This window comes from Streptomyces sp. 147326, assembly GCF_045000215.1.
GTDB lineage: Bacteria > Actinomycetota > Actinomycetes > Streptomycetales > Streptomycetaceae > Streptomyces.
Genome location: NZ_CP134201.1, coordinates 5,406,713 through 5,426,248 on the forward strand (window position 1 = coordinate 5,406,713; position 19,536 = coordinate 5,426,248).

Annotated in this window: 16 protein-coding genes; 10 read left to right on the plus strand and 6 right to left on the minus strand. The window is 71.2% G+C overall.

The window, feature by feature from the left end; genetic code table 11:
- Positions 1 to 14: 14 nt before the first annotated feature.
- Positions 15 to 1,529, minus strand: coding sequence for a peptide MFS transporter (locus RIU97_RS24795; protein ID WP_404959773.1), 1,515 nt, complete (start codon positions 1,527 to 1,529; stop codon positions 15 to 17).
- A gap of 499 nt (positions 1,530 to 2,028) precedes the next feature.
- Between RIU97_RS24795 and RIU97_RS24800 the strand changes: the two genes are divergently transcribed.
- Positions 2,029 to 2,706, plus strand: coding sequence for a response regulator transcription factor (locus tag RIU97_RS24800; RefSeq protein ID WP_030659823.1), 678 nt, complete (start codon positions 2,029 to 2,031; stop codon positions 2,704 to 2,706).
- 140 nt (positions 2,707 to 2,846) lie between these two features.
- Positions 2,847 to 4,112 carry an ATP-binding protein gene (locus RIU97_RS24805; protein WP_404959774.1) on the plus strand — a complete coding sequence of 422 codons (1,266 nt, stop codon included), beginning with the start codon at positions 2,847 to 2,849 and terminating at the stop codon, positions 4,110 to 4,112.
- Between the two features lie 35 nt (positions 4,113 to 4,147).
- On the opposite strand, the gene RIU97_RS24810 is transcribed toward RIU97_RS24805, so the two are convergent.
- A complete protein-coding gene (locus tag RIU97_RS24810) occupies positions 4,148 to 4,690 on the minus strand; it encodes a GtrA family protein (RefSeq protein ID WP_404959775.1) in 543 nt (180 codons plus the stop codon).
- A gap of 197 nt (positions 4,691 to 4,887) precedes the next feature.
- Between RIU97_RS24810 and RIU97_RS24815 the strand changes: the two genes are divergently transcribed.
- From RIU97_RS24815 to RIU97_RS24830, 4 genes are all read left to right on the plus strand, one after another.
- The gene (locus tag RIU97_RS24815) at positions 4,888 to 6,027 is read left to right on the plus strand and encodes a 5-(carboxyamino)imidazole ribonucleotide synthase (protein ID WP_404959776.1); all 1,140 of its coding nucleotides are present in this window, start codon (positions 4,888 to 4,890) and stop codon (positions 6,025 to 6,027) included.
- Complete coding sequence (purE, locus tag RIU97_RS24820) at positions 6,024 to 6,560, plus strand: 5-(carboxyamino)imidazole ribonucleotide mutase (protein ID WP_351298959.1); 537 nt, start codon at positions 6,024 to 6,026, stop codon at positions 6,558 to 6,560. The genes RIU97_RS24815 and purE overlap by 4 nt, the downstream gene beginning before the upstream one ends.
- Positions 6,557 to 7,735, plus strand: coding sequence for a dipeptidase (locus tag RIU97_RS24825; protein WP_404959777.1), 1,179 nt, complete (start codon positions 6,557 to 6,559; stop codon positions 7,733 to 7,735). The genes purE and RIU97_RS24825 overlap by 4 nt, the downstream gene beginning before the upstream one ends.
- Before the next feature lie 140 nt (positions 7,736 to 7,875).
- Positions 7,876 to 8,931, plus strand: coding sequence for a membrane dipeptidase (locus tag RIU97_RS24830; protein ID WP_404959779.1), 1,056 nt, complete (start codon positions 7,876 to 7,878; stop codon positions 8,929 to 8,931).
- 120 nt (positions 8,932 to 9,051) lie between these two features.
- On the opposite strand, the gene RIU97_RS24835 is transcribed toward RIU97_RS24830, so the two are convergent.
- On the minus strand, positions 9,052 to 10,395 hold the full coding sequence (locus RIU97_RS24835; protein ID WP_404959780.1) for a UDP-glucose dehydrogenase family protein: 1,344 nt from the start codon (positions 10,393 to 10,395) through the stop codon (positions 9,052 to 9,054).
- A gap of 206 nt (positions 10,396 to 10,601) precedes the next feature.
- On the opposite strand from RIU97_RS24835, the gene RIU97_RS24840 reads away from it, so the two are divergent.
- A complete protein-coding gene (locus RIU97_RS24840) occupies positions 10,602 to 11,774 on the plus strand; it encodes an acyl-CoA dehydrogenase family protein (protein ID WP_327414339.1) in 1,173 nt (390 codons plus the stop codon).
- 108 nt (positions 11,775 to 11,882) lie between these two features.
- On the plus strand, positions 11,883 to 12,965 hold the full coding sequence (locus RIU97_RS24845; RefSeq protein WP_404959781.1) for a sugar phosphate nucleotidyltransferase: 1,083 nt from the start codon (positions 11,883 to 11,885) through the stop codon (positions 12,963 to 12,965).
- 30 nt (positions 12,966 to 12,995) lie between these two features.
- Here RIU97_RS24845 and RIU97_RS24850 read toward each other — a convergent pair whose 3' ends face one another.
- A complete protein-coding gene (locus RIU97_RS24850; RefSeq protein ID WP_404959782.1) occupies positions 12,996 to 14,300 on the minus strand; it encodes an LCP family protein in 1,305 nt (434 codons plus the stop codon).
- Between the two features lie 106 nt (positions 14,301 to 14,406).
- Here RIU97_RS24850 and RIU97_RS24855 point away from each other — a divergent pair, with 106 nt between their 5' ends.
- The gene (locus RIU97_RS24855; RefSeq protein ID WP_361756158.1) at positions 14,407 to 14,943 is read left to right on the plus strand and encodes an acyl-CoA thioesterase; all 537 of its coding nucleotides are present in this window, start codon (positions 14,407 to 14,409) and stop codon (positions 14,941 to 14,943) included.
- Between the two features lie 38 nt (positions 14,944 to 14,981).
- Here RIU97_RS24855 and RIU97_RS24860 read toward each other — a convergent pair whose 3' ends face one another.
- The gene (locus tag RIU97_RS24860) at positions 14,982 to 16,364 is read right to left on the minus strand and encodes an LCP family protein (protein WP_404962926.1); all 1,383 of its coding nucleotides are present in this window, start codon (positions 16,362 to 16,364) and stop codon (positions 14,982 to 14,984) included.
- A gap of 290 nt (positions 16,365 to 16,654) precedes the next feature.
- Here RIU97_RS24860 and RIU97_RS24865 point away from each other — a divergent pair, with 290 nt between their 5' ends.
- On the plus strand, positions 16,655 to 17,680 hold the full coding sequence (locus tag RIU97_RS24865; protein ID WP_404959784.1) for a glycosyltransferase family 2 protein: 1,026 nt from the start codon (positions 16,655 to 16,657) through the stop codon (positions 17,678 to 17,680).
- A gap of 99 nt (positions 17,681 to 17,779) precedes the next feature.
- Here RIU97_RS24865 and RIU97_RS24870 read toward each other — a convergent pair whose 3' ends face one another.
- On the minus strand, positions 17,780 to 19,489 hold the full coding sequence (locus RIU97_RS24870) for an LCP family protein (RefSeq protein WP_404959785.1): 1,710 nt from the start codon (positions 19,487 to 19,489) through the stop codon (positions 17,780 to 17,782).
- Positions 19,490 to 19,536 lie beyond the last annotated feature (47 nt).

Below are 19,536 nucleotides of genomic sequence, written 5' to 3' on the forward strand. Positions count from 1 at the left end.
CATGCGGGGGTGCGTCAGTGCACGTTGCCCATCAGGGCCTGCACCTTCTTGCGGTACATGAAGACCGCGACACCCGCGAGCGCCGCCGCGGCGGCCTGCAGGCCGATGATGACCGTGCCGTTCAGGTCCACGCCGGCCAGCGCGAGCAGACCGGTGGTGCAGTCACCGGCGGTGACCGCGAGGAACCAGACGCCCATCATCTGGGAGGCGTACTTCTGCGGAGCCATCTTGGTGGTGACCGAGAGGCCGACCGGGGAGAGGCACAGCTCGGCGATGGTCTGGATCATGTAGATCGAGACCAGCCACATCGGCGACACCAGGGTGCCGTCGCCCGCCATGCTCATCGGGATGATGAAGATGAAGAAGGACGCGCCGACCAGGACCAGGGCCATCGCGAACTTCACGATGGTGTTCGGCTCCTGGTTCTTGCGGGCCAGCCACAGCCACGCCCACGCGAACAGCGGGGCCAGCGCCATGACGAACAGCGGGTTCAGCGCCTGGTACAGGACGGTGGAGGGAGTCCAGCCGAAGACCGAGCCGGTGTTGTTGTCGGCGAACAGGGAGAGCGTCGAGCCACCCTGGTCGTAGATCATCCAGAACGCGGCGGCGGCGACGAAGAACCAGATGTACGCGGACATCTTGGACTGCTCGGGACCCGACAGGGCCTTGTCCCGCTTGATGCGCACCAGCACGGTGACCGGGATGACCAGACCGGCGATGGTGATCGGGTACAGCGCCCAGTTGATGGTGAACATGCCCATCGCGACCACGGTGCCGTAGAACGCGCCGATGATCGCCACGGCGGCGACGACCTTGACGACGAGGCCGTTGCGCTCGGTGACCGACAGCGGGTTCGGGACGATGTTGCTCGTCGGGCTCAGCGTGCGGCCGAACACCAGGAACATGACCAGGCCGATGCCCATGCCGATCGCGGCGAGCAGGAAGCCGAGGTGCCAGTTGACGGTCTCACCGACGATGCCGATGACCCACGGGGCACCGAAGGCACCCAGGTTGATGCCGATGTAGAACAGCGTGAAGCCGCCGTCACGACGCGGGTCGTCCGGGCCGGCGTACAGGTGGCCGACCATCGTGGAGATGTTGGCCTTCAGCAGACCGGAGCCGACCGCGACCAGCAGCAGACCCGCGAAGAACGAGATCTGGCCGGGCAGCGCCAGCGCCACGTGACCGGCCATGATCACGAAGCTGGCGATGGTGACGGTCTTGCGGGCGCCCCAGACGCGGTCGCCGAACCAGCCACCGGGCATGGCCATCAGGTAGACCATGGCCACGTAGACGGAGTAGATCGCCGTGGCGACGCCCATCTTGAAGCCCAGGCCACCGCCCTGGCTCCCGGTCGCGGCGTCCGTACCGCCGGAGACCAAGTACAGGACGAGAAGCGCACGCATGCCGTAGTAGGAGAAGCGCTCCCACATCTCGGTCATGAACAGCGTGGCCAGGCCGATCGGGTGGCCGAGGAGGGTCTTCTCGTGAGCGGGGCTCGGAGAAGCCGTCGTCAGGCTGGAAGCCATGGTCGATCCTTGCTTGCTCGGGACGCTTGGCTTCGTGAGCTCATCCGCGCCCGGTGGGGGGTGGCCGGCACCGGCGGACGGATCTCCCACCCCACGCCCGGGGGTCTCGCCCCCCATGGGGTTGGGGGCGAAGGGAACATCCGTAACCGGGATCCACGCCCGCCCGCACAGCATCGCGCGAGGGGCCCGGCCCAGAGGTCATTCACTGTCGTCGAGCCCGGAACAGGTAAGTCCCAACAAGACTGCCTGTCCGGTCAGGACAGCAATAGAGACCCTCGGCTCGCTTTTCGGCACAAAGGTCCCTGAGGTAGTGCATCAGGCGTCTCGCCACCATACGACACGACACTGCGGCATATGAAAGGACTTGAGAGATGGATCACAAGGTGAGTCGGGAACCGTCCGGCCATATTCGAAGGCGCTTAGTAGTTCATAAGCCCAGTTCGGAAGGGGTGTGCAGGCAGGCCCCTCGATTCAGTCGCCGCGGACTACCATCACCCACATGACGCGTGTACTGCTCGCCGAGGACGACGCATCCATCTCGGAACCCCTGGCCCGCGCCCTGCGCCGGGAGGGCTACGAGGTCGAGGTCCGGGAGGACGGCCCCACCGCCCTGGACGCGGGACTGCAGGGCGGCGTCGACCTCGTCGTCCTGGACCTGGGCCTGCCGGGCATGGACGGGCTGGAAGTCGCCCGCCGGCTGCGGGCCGAGGGCCACGGCTTCCCGATCCTGGTCCTCACCGCCCGCGCGGACGAGGTCGACACGGTCGTCGGCCTGGACGCCGGCGCCGACGACTACGTGACCAAGCCCTTCCGGCTCGCCGAGCTGCTGGCCCGGGTCCGGGCCCTGCTGCGCCGCGGCGCCAACGAGGCCGCCCAGCCCCCCGCCACCCACGGCGTGCGGATCGACGTCGAATCGCACCGCGCCTGGATGGGGGAGGAGGAGCTGCAGCTCACGGCGAAGGAATTCGACCTGCTGCGCGTCCTGGTCCGCGACGCCGGCCGGGTCGTCACCCGCGACCAGCTCATGCGCGAGGTCTGGGACACCACCTGGTGGTCCTCCACCAAGACCCTCGACATGCACATCTCCTGGCTGCGCAAGAAGCTGGGCGACGACGCCGCGAACCCCCGCTACATCGCCACCGTCCGCGGCGTCGGCTTCCGCTTCGAGAAGAGCTGAGCCCCGGCCCGCAAGACCTCAGCCCCGGCCCGCAAGACCTCGAGCCCCGGCCCGCAAGGGCCTGAGCCCCGGCCCGCAGGAGCTGGGCGCCCGGCCCGCTCCGGTCCGCCCCGGACCGGCGCTAGGGCATGCTCTAAGGCATGCGCCGCCGCCTCATCAACTCCACGCTCGCCGTGGTGCTCGTCGTGATCGCCGTCTTCGGCGTCTCCCTCGTCATCGTGGAGACCCGGACCATCACCAGCAGCGCCCAGGACCGCATCGAGTCCGAGGCGCTGCGGCTGGTGGGCATCGTCGAGGCGAACGTCCTGGAGCACAAGCCGATCGACCCGGTCGCCCTCGCCGAGCAGCTGGACGCCGGCCACTACGCCCGGATCACCATCCCCGGCCGGACGGCCGTGGAGGTGGGCGCCCCGATCCCCGACAGCGTCATCCGCGGCACCGCGCGCGGTGAGCAGGGCGAGGTCGTGACCGTCGAGGAGTCCCGCTCCACGGTGACCAAGGAGGTCGGGCGGACCCTCGCGGTGGTCGGCGCGGTGGCGCTGCTGGCCGTCGTGGCGGCCGTACTGCTCGCCGTACGCCAGGCGAACCGGCTGGCCTCCCCGCTCACCGACCTCGCGGAGACGGCGGAGCGGCTCGGCTCGGGCGACCCGCGCCCCCGGCACAAGCGGTACGGGGTCCCCGAGCTCGACCGCGTCGCCGACGTACTGGACTCCAGCGCCGAGCGGATCGGCCGGATGCTGACCGCCGAGCGGCGCCTCGCCGCGGACGCCTCGCACCAGCTGCGGACCCCCCTCACCGCACTGTCCATGCGGCTGGAGGAGATCACGGTCACCGACGACCTGGCGACCGTGCGGGAGGAGGCGACGATCGCCCTCACCCAGGTGGAGCGGCTCACGGACGTGGTGCAGCGGCTGCTCACGAACTCGCGGGACCCGCGGACGGGCTCCGCGGTCCCCTTCGACCTGGACGAGGTCGTCAAACAGCAGGTGGAGGAGTGGCGGCCCGCCTACCGCAGCGCGGGCCGGGCCATCGTGCGCTCCGGGAAGCAGGGCGTGCGCGCCGTCGGCACCCCGGGCGCGGTCTCGCAGGTGCTGGCCACGCTGGTGGAGAACGCCCTGATGCACGGTGGCGGCACGGTCGCGCTGCGCACCCGCGTCATCGGCAACCAGGCGGTGCTGGAGGTCACGGACGAGGGGCCGGGGGTCCCGCCGGACCTCGGCAACCGGATCTTCGAGCGGGCCATCAGCGGCCGCAACTCCACCGGGATCGGCCTCGCGGTCGCCCGGGACCTCGCGGAGGCGGACGGGGGACGCCTCGAGCTGCTCCAGACGCAGCCGCCGGTGTTCGCGCTGTTCCTCAGCCGGACGGCGCCGGAACGGACCGAGCCGGAGACCACCGTGCGCTAGGTCCTCTCCGCCCGGAGAGGGCCCGGGCGCGCGTCCTAGTTGCTCGCGGGCTCCGGCTCGGGCACCGGCTCCGGCCGGCGCTCCGGCCTGGGCAGCACCGCGGCCCCCGGCAGCGCCTCGGCGGCCTCGGGCCGCGCCTCGGGCAGGGCCTTGAAGACCCAGGTCCGGTACGACCAGAAGCGGAACACGGTGGCGGTGCCTATGCCGATGAACTTGAAGACGTTGCTGGCCACCGAGCCGTCCCAGCCGAAGCCGTAGGTGGCGGTGTAGAGCACGCCGTTCTCGATGACCAGGCCGATCCCGCTGAACGCGGCGAAGAGCACCAGCTCACGGGTGCGGCCGCTCTTGGCGCGGTCCCGGTAGGCGAAGTAGCGGAAGCCGAGGTAGTTCGTGGCGATGGCCACCACGGTGGCTATCACGCTCGCGCGCACCACCTGCAGGTCGGTCGTGTGCCGGATCAGGTTGAAGACGCCCAGGTTGACCAGCACACCCAGACCACCGACCGCCCCGAACTTGGCGACCTCTCGCACGAGACCGCGTACGCGTTCGAGAACAGATCCGTTCCCCGGCGTGCTCATCAGAAGGTCAGTCCCTGTCGGTCACCGCCCCGCTAAGGGCGTCCGGTGTTCTCCGTCAACCCGCCCATCGTAAGTGTCCCCCCACAGCCCAGTCTGTGCCTTCGGACACCGTGCGACGCACGGCACACCGACGGGTCCGGGCCAGTTCGTGTCCATGCGGGTCCTGATGGCCGAATACCGGCGGATACCCTGGAGGAGTGACGTTCCCGGTAGTCGGCATGGTCGGCGGCGGTCAGCTCGCCCGCATGACCCACGAGGCGGGCATCCCCCTCGGCATCAGATTCAAGCTCCTCAGTGACACCCCGCAGGACTCGGCGGCCCAGGTCGTGAGCGATGTCGTCATCGGCGACTATCGCGACCTGGAGACGCTGCGTGCCTTCGCGCGCGGCTGTGACGTGATCACCTTCGACCACGAGCACGTACCCATGGAGCACCTACGGGCCCTGGAAGCGGACGGCATCCCCGTCCGCCCGGGGCCCGACGCATTGGTGCACGCCCAGGACAAGGGGGTGATGCGCGCCAAGCTCGACGAGATCGGCGCGCCCAGCCCCCGCCACCGGATCGTGAGCGATCCGGCGGACGCGGCGGCCTTCGCGGACGAGGTCGGCGGGTTCCCCGTCATCCTCAAGACCGTGCGCGGCGGGTACGACGGCAAGGGCGTGTGGTTCGTCCGCACCCCCGAGGACGCGGAGGCCCCCTTCAAGGCGGGCGTCCCGGTCCTCGCGGAGGAGAAGGTCGATTTCGTCCGCGAGCTCGCGGCGAACATCGTCCGCTCCCCGCACGGCCAGGCGGTGGCCTACCCCGTCGTCGAGTCCCGCCAGGTGGACGGGGTCTGCGACACGGTGATCGCCCCCGCCCCGGACCTCTCGGAGGCCCTGGCGGGCGAGGCCCAGGCCCTCGCCCTGCGCATCGCCAAGGAACTCGGCGTGACCGGCCACCTGGCCGTGGAACTGTTCGAGACCACCGACGGCCGGATCCTGGTCAACGAACTGGCGATGCGCCCGCACAACAGCGGCCACTGGACCCAGGACGGTGCCGTCACCTCCCAGTTCGCCAACCACGTCCGCGCGGTCCTGGACCTCCCCCTGGGCGACCCCCGCCCCCGGGCCCGCTGGACGGTCATGGCGAACGTGCTGGGCGGGGACTACCCCGACATGTACGCGGCGTACCTGCACTGCATGGCCCACGACCCCCAGCTGAAGATCCACATGTACGGCAAGGACGTGAAACACGGCCGCAAGGTCGGCCACGTCAACACCTACGGCGACGATCTGGACGATGTGCTGGAGCGCGCACGCCACGCTGCCGACTACCTCAGAGGAACGGTCACCGCATGAGCACCTCCGCCGCAGCCCCCGTCGTCGGCATCGTCATGGGATCCGATTCGGACTGGCCCGTCATGGAGGCGGCCGCGCAGGCCCTCGACGAGTTCGAGATCCCCTACGAGGTCGACGTCGTCTCCGCGCACCGGATGCCGCGCGAGATGATCGCGTACGGGGAGCGGGCCGCCGACCGCGGTCTGAAGGCGATCATCGCGGGCGCGGGCGGGGCCGCCCACCTGCCCGGCATGCTCGCCTCGGTCACCCCGCTGCCCGTCATCGGCGTGCCGGTGCCGCTGAAGTACCTCGACGGCATGGACTCGCTGATGTCGATCGTCCAGATGCCCGCGGGGGTTCCCGTCGCCACCGTCTCGGTCGCCGGGGCGCGCAACGCGGGCCTCCTGGCCGTACGGATGCTGGCCGCCCACGACAAGGACCTCCTCGCCCGGATGCGCGACTTCCAGCAGGAGCTCAACGACCAGGCGACCGAGAAGGGCAAGCGGCTGCGTACGAAGGTCGCGAACGCGGAGTCCTTCGGGTTCGGCAAGTGAGCGCCGCGCAGCGTCTGGACGAGGCGCGCGAGCTGCTGGCCGAGCACCCCGTCGTGGACGGCCACAACGACCTGCCCTGGGCGCTGCGCGAGCAGGTGCGCTACGACCTGGCGCAACGGGACATCGCGGGCGACCAGTCCGCCCACCTGCACACCGACATCCCACGGCTGCGCGCCGGCGGGGTCGGCGCGCAGTTCTGGTCCGTGTACGTCCGCTCGGACTACGCCGGCGACGAGGCCGTCAGCGCCACGCTGGAGCAGATCGACGTCGTCGCCCAGCTGATCGCCCGTTACCCCGGCGACCTCGTGCGGGCGCTGACGGCGGACGACATGGAGGCGGCCCGCGCCGACGGCCGGATCGCCTCGCTGATGGGCGCCGAGGGCGGCCACTCCATCAACAACTCGCTCGCCACGCTGCGCGCCCTGCACCAGCTGGGCGTGCGGTACATGACGCTCACGCACAACGACACGATCGACTGGGCGGACTCGGCGACCGACGAGCCCCGGCACGGCGGCCTGAGCGACTTCGGCCGCGAGGTCGTCCGCGAGATGAACCGCGTCGGCATGCTGGTGGACCTCTCGCACGTGGCCGCGACGACGATGCGGGACGCCCTCGCGGTCTCGGCCGCGCCGGTGGTCTTCTCGCACTCCTCGGCGCGGGCGGTCTGCGACCACCCGCGCAACATCCCCGACGACGTGCTGGCGCTGCTGCCGGCCAACGGCGGGGTGGCGATGGCCACCTTCGTCCCGAAGTTCATCCTCCCGGCGGCGGTCGAGTGGACCCTGGCCGCGGACGAGAACCTGCGGGCGCACGGCTTCCACCACCTGGACACCACCCCCGAGGCGATGGCCCTGCACCGGGCCTTCGAGGCGGAGCGCCCGCGTCCGGTGGCCACGGCCGCCACGGTGGCCGACCACCTGGACCACATGCGCGAGGTCGCCGGGGTCGACCACATCGGCATCGGCGGCGACTACGACGGCACGGCCTTCACCCCGTCCGGGCTGGACGACGTGGCCGGCTACCCGAACCTGGTCGCCGAGCTGCTGGCGCGCGGCTGGTCCAGGGCCGACCTGGCGAAGCTGACCTGGTCCAACGCGGTACGGGTGCTGCGCGACGCGGAAGCGGTGTCGCGCGACCTCTCGGCGTCCCGGGGCCCGTCGAACGCGGTGATCTAGCAGGGGCACGGCGGATGTGGTGACTGGGTGTGACCTGCGGATTCACCCGAACGCCACATCTGCCGGGCGTCCCAGCCGTCCCACATGTCACGGTGGCACCATCTCTCCTCCCTGCTGCCGCCGAGACCGGAGCGAACGCCATGGCCGACCTGCAGGACGAACCCCACTCCGTGGGCATCGGAGCCGAAGACCTTCCCGCAGCCGAGGTGGCGGCGGGCGCCCTCGACCGGGCCGTCGCGCTGCTGTCCGTCCATCCTGTGGCGGACGGGTGCAACACCCTCGTCTGGACCTTGCGCCAGAGCCCGTACCACGACATCGACACCCCCGACGTCGGTGTCGACACCGACATCCCGCGGCTGCGCGCCGGGGGAGTGGGGGCCCAGTTCTGGTCCCTGCTCGTACCGCCGGGCCGGATGCGCGGGGACACCGCCGGCGACCAGGTGGTCTCCGACACCCTGGAACAGATCGACGTGGCGCTGGCCCTGGTGCGCCGCTACCCCGACAGCCTGCGCCTGGCGCTCAGCGCCGACGACATGGCGGACGCCCGCAACCGCGGCCGGATCGCCTCGTTCCTGGGCCCCGTGCCCGGCCGCACCCTGACCGACTCGCTGGGCGCGCTGCGCGCCTTCCACACGCTCGGCGTACGGATCCTCGCGCCCGCGGGAGCGACCTGGGCGCAGGACGACCTGACGGCCTTCGGCCACGAGGTGGTCCGGGAGGCGAACCGGCTGGCGATGATGCTGGACATCACCGGCTGCCCGCCGGCGGTCGCCTGCCAGATCGCGGGGGCGTCCAAGTCCCCGGTGATCATCTCGAACACGGCGGCGGCCGCGCTGAACCCGCATCCGGCGAACGTGCCCGACGAGGTGCTGCTCGCGCTGGGCGAGGCGAACGGCCTCGCGATGGTCACCTTCGACGCCGCACGCACCGGGGACTCCCTGCACGCGGTCGCGGACCACCTCGACCACGTACGGGCCGTCGCGGGCCCGAACAGCGTCGGCCTCGGCGCCGCCTTCGGCACCGAACCGCAGGGCCCCCACCCGGCCGGCCTGACCGACCCCTCGGGCTACCCGCGGCTGATCGCGGAACTCCTCGAACGAGGCTGGCCGGAATCCGACCTGGCCCTCCTGACCTGGGGCAACGCCCTGCGCGTAGTCCGTGACACAGAATTCACGGCCCGCCGCGCAACTCGCTGACAGCCCCGCCGCACCATCCAGCCCCGCCGGCCTTTGAGGCTCGGGAGCTCGGGCGCAGAGCCCCCTGCGGGTCCTCCCCCGGACGGAGTCCGGGGGAGGACCCGCACCCGTCCACGGCGATCAGGCCCGCGGGCGGCCCATCGCCCGGTAGGTCCACCCGGCGGCGCGCCACCGCACGGGATCCAGCGCGTTGCGACCGTCCAGCACCAGCCGGTCCGTCACGACGCCGGCCAGCTCCGCCGGGTCCAGCTCCCGGAACTCGCGCCACTCGGTGAGGTGGAGGACGACCTCCGCGCCCCGGGCCGCCGCCAGTGCGGAGTCCGCGTACCCGAGGGTCGGGAAGACGCGCCGGGCGTTGTCCATGCCCTTGGGGTCGTAGACGGTGACCTGCCCGCCCTGGAGGTGGATCTGCCCGGCCACGTTCAGCGCGGGCGAGTCCCGTACGTCGTCCGAGTCCGGCTTGAACGTGGCGCCGAGCACCGCGACCCGCTTGCCGAGGAACGACCCGCCCACGGCCTCCCGCGCCAGCTCGACCATGTGTCCGCGCCGCCGCATGTTGATGGAGTCGACCTCGCGCAGGAAGGTCAGCGCCTGGTCGGCGCCCAGCTCACCGGCGCGCGCCATGAAGGCCCGGATGTCCTTGGGCAGGCAGCCGCCGCCGAAGCCGATCCCGGCGCGCAGGAACTTCGCGCCGATCCGCTCGTCGTAGCCGATGGCCTCCGCCAGCTTCACCACGTCGCCGCCGGCGGCCTCGCAGACCTCCGCCATCGCGTTGATGAAGGAGATCTTCGTCGCGAGGAAGGAGTTGGCGGCGGTCTTGACGAGCTCGGCGGTCGGGAAGTCCGTGACGACCAGCGGGGTGCCCTCGGACATCGGCGTCTCGTACACCTCGCGCAGCAGCTTCTCGCCGCGCTCGCCCTGGACGCCGATCACGATCCGGTCGGGGTGCAGGGTGTCCTGGACCGCGAAGCCCTCCCGCAGGAACTCCGGGTTCCAGGCGAGCTCCACGTCCTCGCCCGCGGGGGACAGCTCGGCCAGCTTCGCCGCCAGCCGCTGCGCCGAGCCCACCGGCACGGTGGACTTGCCGACCACCAGGACGGGGCGGGTCAGGTGCGGGGCCAGCGAGGCCATCGCGGAGTCGACGTAGGACATGTCGCACGCGTACTCGCCGTGCTTCTGCGGGGTGTTCACGCACACGAAGTGGACGTCGCCGAACTCCCCGACCTCCTCCCAGGAGGTGGTGAACCGCAGCCGCCCGGTCGAGCCCGGCAGCCCGGCCACGTGCTGGGCCAGCAGTTCCTCCAGCCCGGGCTCGTACATCGGCACCCGGCCCGACGCCAGCATCTCGATCTTCTCGGGCACCACGTCCAGCCCCAGCACCTCGAACCCCAGCTCCGCCATCGCCGCGGCGTGGGTCGCGCCGAGGTATCCGGTGCCGATCACTGTGATCCTGAGGGGGGCCATGGGTGCTCCAGAGGTGCGGGGCCGTTTGCGGCCACTGAGCATAGTCGGGCCCACCAGCGGGGACGTTCCCCAGGAGCCCGGTGCTGTCGACACCGCTGTCATGCAACTCACGTAGGCCGTCCATATCGCCATCCGTGACCGGACCACTAAGCTTGGGTTACTTAACGGTAGTTAGCATCACGCATCACCCTGGGGAGTGAGAGATCTTGGCGGGTTCTGCCGACTTCGACCTGTACCGCCCGGCCGAGGAGCACGACATGCTCCGCGAGTCGGTCCGCTCGCTCGCCGAGGCGAAGATCCTGCCGTTCGCCGCCGCGGTCGACGAGGAGTCCCGCTTCCCGCAGGAGGCCCTCGACGCCCTGGTCGCCAGCGACCTGCACGCCGTCCACGTGCCCGAGACCTACGGCGGCGCGGGCGCCGACGCCCTCGCCACCGTGATCGTGATCGAGGAGGTGGCCCGCGTCTGCGCGTCCTCCTCCCTCATCCCGGCCGTCAACAAGCTCGGCTCGCTCCCGGTGATCCTTTCCGGTTCCGAGGAGCTCAAGGCCAAGTACCTCGGCCCGCTCGCCAAGGGCGACGCGATGTTCTCGTACGCGCTCTCCGAGCCGGACGCGGGCTCCGACGCCGCCGGCATGAAGACCCGCGCCGTGCGCGACGGGGACTTCTGGGTCCTCAACGGCGTCAAGCGCTGGATCACCAACGCGGGCGTCTCCGAGTACTACACGGTCATGGCCGTCACCGACCCGGAGAAGCGCTCCAAGGGCATCAGCGCCTTCGTCGTCGAGAAGGGCGACGAGGGCGTGTCCTTCGGCGCCCCGGAGAAGAAGCTCGGCATCAAGGGCTCCCCGACGCGCGAGGTCTACCTCGACAACGTCCGGATCCCCGCCGACCGCATGATCGGGGCCGAGGGCACCGGCTTCGCCACCGCGATGAAGACCCTGGACCACACCCGCATCACGATCGCGGCCCAGGCGCTCGGCATCGCGCAGGGCGCCCTGGACTACGCCAAGGGCTACGTCCAGGAGCGCAAGCAGTTCGGCAAGCCGATCGGCGACTTCCAGGGCGTGCAGTTCATGCTCGCGGACATGGCCATGAAGATCGAGGCCGCCCGCCAGCTGACGTACTCGGCCGCCGCCCGCTCGGAGCGCGTCTCCGCCGGAGGCGCCCACGAGGACCTCACCTTCTTCGGCGCCGCGGCCAAGTGCTTCGCCTCCGACGTGGCCATGGAGGTCACCACGGACGCCGTCCAGCTCCTCGGCGGGTACGGCTACACCCGTGACTACCCGGTGGAACGCATGATGCGCGACGCGAAGATCACGCAGATCTACGAGGGCACCAACCAGGTCCAGCGGATCGTCATGGCCCGCAACCTGCCGTAACGTCCTCCCAGGCCGGAGGCGGATGCACATATCCGTCTCCGGCCTTTGCACGCCCCGGATGGGCTAAATTTGGACCTTCGTACGCCGGAATCGGTTGGGGAGAACGCAATGACGGAAGCGATCCTGCTGGTCGGCGGACAAGGGACGCGCCTGCGTCCGGTGACGGTGAACACGCCCAAGCCGATGGTGCCGACGGCCGGAGTTCCCTTCCTCGCCCACCAGATAGCCAGGGCCGCAGCCGCCGGTGTCACCCACATCGTGATGGCCACCTGCTACCTCGCCGAGGTCTTCGAGCCCTACTTCGGCGACGGATCCGCCTTCGGCCTCAGCCTCGAGTACGTCGTCGAGGACGAGCCCCTCGGCACCGGCGGCGCCATCCGCAACGCCGGCCGCCGCCTGACCGGCGGTCCGGACTCCTCCGTCCTCGTCTTCAACGGCGACATCCTCACCGGCCTGGACATCGCGGGTCTCGTCGAGGCGCACGAGGCGGCCGACGCGGACGTCTCCCTGCACCTGGTCCGCGTCGAGGACCCGCGCGCCTTCGGCCTGGTCCCCACCGACTCCGAGGGGCGGGTGCTGGCCTTCACCGAGAAGCCGCAGACCCCCGAGGAGATCATCACCGACCAGATCAACGCCGGCTGCTACGTCTTCCGCCGCAGCGTGATCGACTCCATCCCGGCCGGCCGGCCGGTCTCCGTCGAGCGCGAGACCTTCCCCGGCCTGCTCGCCTCCGGGGCCAAGCTGCACGGCGTCACCGAGAACAGCTACTGGATGGACCTCGGCAAGCCCGAATCCATCATCCAGGCCTCCGCCGACCTGGTCCGCGGCGTGGTCCCCTCCCCGGCGGTCCCCGGACGCCGCGGCGAGTCCCTGGTGCTGCCCGGCGCCGAAGTGGCGGCCGGGGCCAAGCTGTCGGGGGGCACCGTCGTCGGAGCGGGCGCCCGGATCGAGGCCGGAGCGGTCGTCCAGGGCACCATCGTGCTCGACGGGGCGGTCATCGGCCCGGACGCCCAGGTGAGCGCCAGCCTGATCGGCGCCGGCTCCGCGGTGGGCGCGCGAACGGTGCTGGACGGCGCCGTCATCGGCGACGGGGCCGTGGTGGGGGCCGACAACGAACTGCGCTCCGGGGCCCGGGTGTGGTGCGAGGCGCAGCTGCCCGCCGCCGCCATCCGCTTCTCCCCGGACGCCTGACGCGGGTCCGGGGAGGGGGCGCCGCCGCGGTCAGTTGCCGCGGACGGTGACCTTCTCGTCGTTCTGGATCTGCTTCACCAGCTGCTGCACCTTCGCCTTGTCCCAGACGAGGTTGCCGCCGCGCTGTCCGGAGATCGGCATGTTCATCGACACGCCGTCACCGCCGTTGACGCCCTTCATCGCGAAGAACATCTGGCCCATGTCGTACAGGCCCATGTCCTTGTCGACGATGAGCGTGTCCAGGCCGGCGCCGAGCAGCGGGTAGAGGTCGAACGGGTTGAGGACCGTGGACGGGGTCGCCGCCTGGCTGGCCAGCGCCGACAGGAACTTCTGCTGGTTCTTCGTCCGCTGCAGGTCCGACTCGGCGAAGGCGTAGCGGGTCCGTACGAAGGCCAGCGACTGCTCGCCGTTGAGGGTCTGCTTGCCCGCCTTGAAGTCGGCGCCCGACTTCTCGTCCTTGAAGCCCTCCTCGATGTCCAGCTCCACGCCGCCCAGCGCGTCCACGATGTTCGCGAAGCCGGCGAAGCCGATCTCCGCGTAGTGGTCGATGCGCAGACCGGTGTTGTGCTCCACCGTCCGCACGAGCAGCTCCGGGCCGTCCTCCGCGTACGCCGCGTTGAGCTTGACCCTGCGCCCCTGGGCGGGGAACTTCTTGCCGGACTGGGAGCCCACGAAGGACGGGATCTCCACGTCCGAGTCGCGCGGCAGCGAGATCATGGTGTTCCCGCTGGAGCACTTCGCCAGGATCATCATCGAGTCGGTCCGCTTGCCCTCGGCCGAGCCCGTGTGGAGCTTCTTCTTCTCCTCGTCGGACATGCCCTCGCGGCTGTCGGAGCCCACGATCAGGTACGTCGTGCAGTCGCCCTCCTTCGGGCGCTCGATGACCTTGGAGAGGTCCACCTCGCGGCGCACCTTGGAGTCCGCCCAGAAGTAGGTGGAGACCGTGGTCACCAGGAGGGCGGAGACCAGCACGATCGAGCCGATCTTGATCCGCTTGCGCCAGTCCGGGGCGGGGCCGGGGGCGCGTCCGGGGCGGCCGGGTCCCGAGGGTCCGCCGGGACCGCCCGGGGCGCCGCCGGCGGGCGACCCGTAGACCTGGCCGGTGTTGTAACCGCTGTCGTAACCGCCGTACGTGTCGTGGCCGCCGGCCTGCTGCGGAGGCACGCCGTGCGCGGGCGGCGGGCCCGCCGGGCGCTGCGGGCGCGGGGGCTGCGCGGGCCGCGGCTGCTGCTGCGGCTGCCGCTGGACGTGCCGCATCCGCTGGGCGCCCTCGGGCTGCGGCTGGGCGCTGCCGCGCCCGTAGCCGTCGTCACGACCTTCTGGCCAGTCATTCATGCGCCCTAGGATGCCTGCCCGGGCGGGCCGACCGACAGCCCGGGGCGGGATCCGTACCGGGGCTGTTGCGAAGCTGATGCCTCTGGTACGGCTCTAAGGTGTCCGTATGACACAGATACCGGGCGAGCTGCCCGGGAAGCCGACCGCGGCCTCCCGTACGACCCTCAGCCACATCATGACCGCGAACGACACCAACCTCCTCGGCACGGTGCACGGTGGCGTGATCATGAAGCTGGTGGACGACGCGGCGGGCGCCGTGGCCGGGCGGCACTCCGGCGGCCCGGCGGTCACCGCCTCCATGGACGAGATGGCCTTCCTCGCCCCCGTGCGCGTGGGCGACCTCGTCCACGTGAAGGCGCAGTGCAACTGGACCGGCCGCTCCTCGATGGAGATCGGCGTACGGGTCCTCGCGGAGCGGTGGAACGAGTCCACGCCCGCCACCCAGGTCGGCAGCGCCTACCTCGTGTTCGCGGCCGTGGACGCCGACGGCAAGCCCCGCCAGGTCCCGCCGGTGCTCCCGGAGACGGAACGGGACGAGCGGCGCTACCAGGAGGCCCAGATCCGCCGCACCCACCGCCTCGCCCGCCGCCAGGCGATCATGGCGCTGCGCGAGGAGCGGGCGGCCCAGGGCTTCGACGACTGACAGCCCGGCCCCGACCGGCCAGGCCCGGACCGGCCCGGCTACTTCCCGCAGACCACCTCGTCACCGGTGACCACCCCGAAGGCGCCCTGGTACGGGTCCTCCGCGCGGACCGGCACCACTTTGCGGTAGTCCGAGCCGGCGACGACCAGCACCGTGCGGCCCTGGCCCGCCACCGCCCGCAGTTCGCTGCCCGGCAGGGCGGTCGCCACCGACCGGGCGGAGCGGTCCCAGCGCGGGTCGTACGTGATCACCGTGCGCCTGACGTCGCGGCTGGCGCCGTTGCCCGGGGCCCGGGTGGTGTCGAAGCCGGTGGCGCGCAGCGCCGCGTCGACCCGCCCGCCCAGCCCGTCGATGCGCGTCCCGTTCTCCACCTGGATCCGGACCTGCTGCGGGGGCACGTCCACCGGGACCGCCGCGGGCCGGCCGGCGCCGGTCTTCCCGGGCCGCGGCGGCGCCAGCGGCCGGTCCTCCCGCAGGGCCTCGAACAGCTTGGCCGCCTTCGGCTCGTCCCACTTCACGGTGGAGCCGATGCCCTTGAGGCGGAACGAGGGGTCGCCGACGGGCACCGAGGCGAACTCCGACGAGGACGGGGTGAAGTCCCGCATCGCCTGTCCGAGCGCCAGCATCTGCTCCGAGCCGAAGTCCTTGTCGGCGCGCACCGAGCCGAGCAGGGTGGAGCTGACCTCCTTGAACTTGACCGGGTTCAGCAGCACCCCGCCGCCGGTGGCCTGCTTGATCAGGGCGGCGATGAACCGTTGCTGACGCTGCATCCGGCCGAGATCGGAGGCACTGTCGACATGGCGCGAGCGCACGTACTGCAGGGCCTGGCCGCCGGTGAGGCGGTGGGTGCCGGGCAGCAGGTCGAGGCCGGTGTTCGGGTCGCGCATGGTCTTGGCCGTGCAGACGTCCACGCCGCCCATCGCGTCGACCGTCTTCATGAAGCTGGTGAAGTCGACCTCCAGGTAGTGGTCGATCTTCACCCGGGTCATGTTCTCGACGGTCCGCACGGTCAGGTTGGGGCCGCCCTCCGCGTACGCCGCGTTCAGCTTCAGGGGGTGGGCCCGGTGCGCCTTGCCGGTGACCAGGTCCCGGTGCGCGGGCACCTCGGCGTAGCTGTCGCGGGGCAGGCTGACCACGCTGGCCCGCTCCTTGTCGGCCGACAGGTGCACCAGCATGATCGTGTCCGTGCAGTGGCAGGGCACCCCGCCCAGGCGGTACTCGCGCTTCTCCTCCGGGCTGATCTTCTCCCGGCCGTCGGTGCCCACCAGGAGGAAGTTGAGGCCGTGTCCGGCCTGCGGGCGGTTCTTCATGTCCTTGAACGGGTCCACCCGCTCGATCCCGGTGTCCAGGCCGGTCATCACGGCGTGCCCGACGGCCCCGGAGCCCAGCACCACCACCGAGAGCCCGGCCGCGAGCCGCACCCCCCACCGGGGGCGCTCGCCCCGGCGCCGGGCCGGGCCGCCGCCACCGCCGCGCCGTGCGCGCTGCGGCTGGGACGGCCCGGCGGGACGGGTGGGGCGGTGCGGCTGGGGCACGGTGGACACCTCCGCGGGAGCAGCAGGGAGAACGGTCGGGAGTCGAGTCGGATCCAGCTGATTCGTCAGAACAGTAGGCCCATACGATCAGCCGTTGTCCTTACCGATCACTCGGCGCGCACCTGGTTCCCCCGTACGCGGTAACGTGACACCGATACCCGACCGTGAAGGACCACATGCCCGCCCAGCAGCCCGCAGTCTCGGTGATCATGCCGGTGCTCAATGAGGAGCACTACCTCCGCGATTCCGTCCGCCACATCCTGGAACAGGAGTATGCGGGCGAGATGGAGGTGGTGATCGCACTCGGGCCGTCCACGGACCGCACCGACGAGATCGCCGCCGAACTCGTCGCCGAGGATCCCCGAGTCCACACCGTCCCGAATCCCACCGGCCGGACCCCGGCGGCGCTCAACGCCGCCATCAAGGCCTCGCGTCACCCGATCGTGGTACGCGTCGACGGCCACGGCATGCTCTCGCCGAACTACATCGCGACCGCCGTCCGCCTCCTGGACGAGACCGGTGCGCAGAACGTCGGCGGGATCATGCACGCCGAAGGCGAGAACGCCTGGGAAGAGGCCGTCGCCGCCGCGATGACCTCGAAGATCGGCGTCGGCAACGCGCCCTTCCACACCGGCGGCCAGGCGGGACCGGCCGAGACCGTCTACCTCGGTGTCTTCCGCCGCGAGGCGCTGGAACAGCAGGGCGGATACAACGAGGAGTTCATCCGCGCCCAGGACTGGGAGCTGAACTTCCGCATCCGCGAAGCCGGCGGCCTGATCTGGTTCTCGCCGGAGCTGAAGGTCCAGTACCGCCCCCGGCGCTCGGTCAAGGCCCTGGCCAAGCAGTACAAGGACTACGGGCGCTGGCGGCACGTGGTGGCCCGTTACCACTCGGGCTCCATCAACCTGCGCTACCTGGCCCCGCCGACCCTCGTCTGCGCGCTCGCCGCGGGCGTGGTCGTGGGCGTGACGGTCACCCCCCTGGGCTTCGCCGTCCCGGCCGGCTACCTCGCGGCGATCGCCGTGGGCTCCGTACCGGCCGGCAAGGGGCTGCCGCTGAAGGCCCGGGCACAGATCCCCGTGGCCCTCGCGACCATGCACCTGTGCTGGGGCTTCGGCTTCCTGACCAGCCCGCAGGCCCTGGCGAACAAGCTCATCGCGAGCCGCCGCCCGGCCGTGCACCGGGACTCCTCGCAGGTCTGACCCGCGCGTCCGGACGTACGAAGGGGCCCGGCGCGGAGGCTGTGTGAACAGCGTCCGCGCCGGGCCCCTTCCGTCTGCTCAGGGGAGTCCGGGGACCCGCTACCAGGTGAAGCCCGGCTGGATCGGCATGCAGGCCTTGTCGTTGTCGCCGTTGAGCGCGTGCGCGGACGTCGGGGCCACGGTCGGGGCGGGCGGCGGCGGGGTCGGAGCGTCCCCGGTCCGCCAGTCCTTGCCGACGAACAGGACGATCCCGGAGACCTCGTCGGACTTCTGGACCGAGGCGGCCGGCAGACCGAGCGCGGTGGCCACGGCGGCAGCGTCGGCCGCCTGGCCGTCAGTGGCGAAGCGGACCACCGTGGTGTCCTCGGCCCCGGTCTGGGTGTCGGCGCCGGCCTTGGTGAAGCCCTTGCCGGCGAGCACCGCGGCCACGTCGTTCGCCCGGTTCTTGACCCTGGCCTGGGCGCCGTCCTTGCCGGCGGTGGCGTTGCGGACGCTGAGCACGATCTTCGCCGGCGCGGAGGCGGGGGCGGTGGTCGGGGCGGTGGTCGGCTGCTGGGCCGGGGAGGACGGGGCACCGCTCGCGCCGGGCGAGGGGGAGGCGCCGTCCGTCGGGGCTCCGGAGCCCTTGCCGTCCAGCGCGATGTCCTCGCGGACCATCCGGAACAGGTCCTCGGCCTCGCCCGCCATGGGCTCGACGCGTCCGTCCAGACCGGGCTTCGTGCTGTAGACCCAGGGCATGGTGGTCATGGTGATCCGCCCCGGCGGAACCTTCTTGAGCTCCATGCTGAGGTCGTACAGCTTGTCGATCTTGTTCAGGCCGGTGTCCACGACCATGGCCTGGATCGCCGCCTGCGCCAGGCTGTTGAGCTTCACCGGGTTGGTGAGCTTGGCGTTCTTGCGGAACTCGCGGGCCATCGAGTTCATGTACTGGTGCTGGGCGTGGGTGCGCCCGATGTCGGTGCCGTCCTCGAAGCCGTAGCGGGTGCGCAGCCACTGCAGGGCCACCTCGCCCTGGATGATGTTCTCGCCCTTCGGCAGCTTCAGGCCCGAGCCCTTGCCGTCGCGGGTGCGGGAGTGCACGTTCTGCTCGACGCAGACCGGGACGCCGCCGATGGCGTCCGCCATGGACACCACGCCCTTGAAGTCGATCATCATGAAGTGATCGATGGGGATCTTGGTCAGCTCGGTCCACGCGGCGACGGTGCAGCCCGGTCCGCCGCGCTGCAGGGACTCGTTGGTCTGGACGAGCCCCTTGCTGGCGGGGTGCACCTTGCCGTTCGGCTCGGTGCACTTGGGCATCATCAGCATCGTGTCGCGCGGCATCGAGACCACGGACATGTTGCTGCGGTCGGCGGACAGGTGCAGGAGCATCTGCACGTCCGCGAGGGGCGGGCCGTCGAAGGTGTCCGTGGCCCCGCCCAGAGCCTGGTTCTCCGCGTCGTTGCGCGCGTCGGAGCCGATGAGCAGGATGTTCAGCGGGGTCTGCCCGAAGGCGTTGGGCTTGGAGCCGCCCAGTTTGGTCTCGCCGAGGTTCAGCGCGTCCGTGTGGATGCTGCCGTTCAGATGGCGGTAGTACAGGTATCCGGCCGCTGCCGTCCCGAGTATGAGCAGGGACAGGACGGAGGACACCCAGCGCAGCACGCGCCGCCGCCCCCGCCTGCTGGGGCGCTGGCCGGCGGCCGCACGCCGGGCAGCCCTGGAGCCGCCCCGCGGTGCGGGCACCACGCCGGGCGCGTCCGCCCCGCCGCCGGATATCTCCCCGGTGGCCTGGGCGGTCGCCCCCTCCCCCCGCACGCTGCTGTGCCTCACGCGTCCCCCCTCAAGATCCTTCTTGGTCGTGGTGTGCCGGTACGACC

Bases quoted from the DNA above. Each gene is read 5' to 3' on its own strand.
- RIU97_RS24795 (WP_404959773.1), bottom strand. From the start codon at position 1,529: ATGGCTTCCAGCCTGACGACGGCTTCTCCGAGCCCCGCTCACGAGAAG.
- RIU97_RS24800 (WP_030659823.1), top strand. From the start codon at position 2,029: ATGACGCGTGTACTGCTCGCCGAGGACGACGCATCCATCTCGGAACCC.
- RIU97_RS24805 (WP_404959774.1), top strand. From the start codon at position 2,847: ATGCGCCGCCGCCTCATCAACTCCACGCTCGCCGTGGTGCTCGTCGTG.
- RIU97_RS24810 (WP_404959775.1), bottom strand. From the start codon at position 4,690: ATGAGCACGCCGGGGAACGGATCTGTTCTCGAACGCGTACGCGGTCTC.
- purE (WP_351298959.1), top strand. From the start codon at position 6,024: ATGAGCACCTCCGCCGCAGCCCCCGTCGTCGGCATCGTCATGGGATCC.
- RIU97_RS24830 (WP_404959779.1), top strand. From the start codon at position 7,876: ATGGCCGACCTGCAGGACGAACCCCACTCCGTGGGCATCGGAGCCGAA.
- RIU97_RS24835 (WP_404959780.1), bottom strand. From the start codon at position 10,395: ATGGCCCCCCTCAGGATCACAGTGATCGGCACCGGATACCTCGGCGCG.
- RIU97_RS24845 (WP_404959781.1), top strand. From the start codon at position 11,883: ATGACGGAAGCGATCCTGCTGGTCGGCGGACAAGGGACGCGCCTGCGT.
- RIU97_RS24850 (WP_404959782.1), bottom strand. From the start codon at position 14,300: ATGAATGACTGGCCAGAAGGTCGTGACGACGGCTACGGGCGCGGCAGC.
- RIU97_RS24855 (WP_361756158.1), top strand. From the start codon at position 14,407: ATGACACAGATACCGGGCGAGCTGCCCGGGAAGCCGACCGCGGCCTCC.
- RIU97_RS24865 (WP_404959784.1), top strand. From the start codon at position 16,655: ATGCCCGCCCAGCAGCCCGCAGTCTCGGTGATCATGCCGGTGCTCAAT.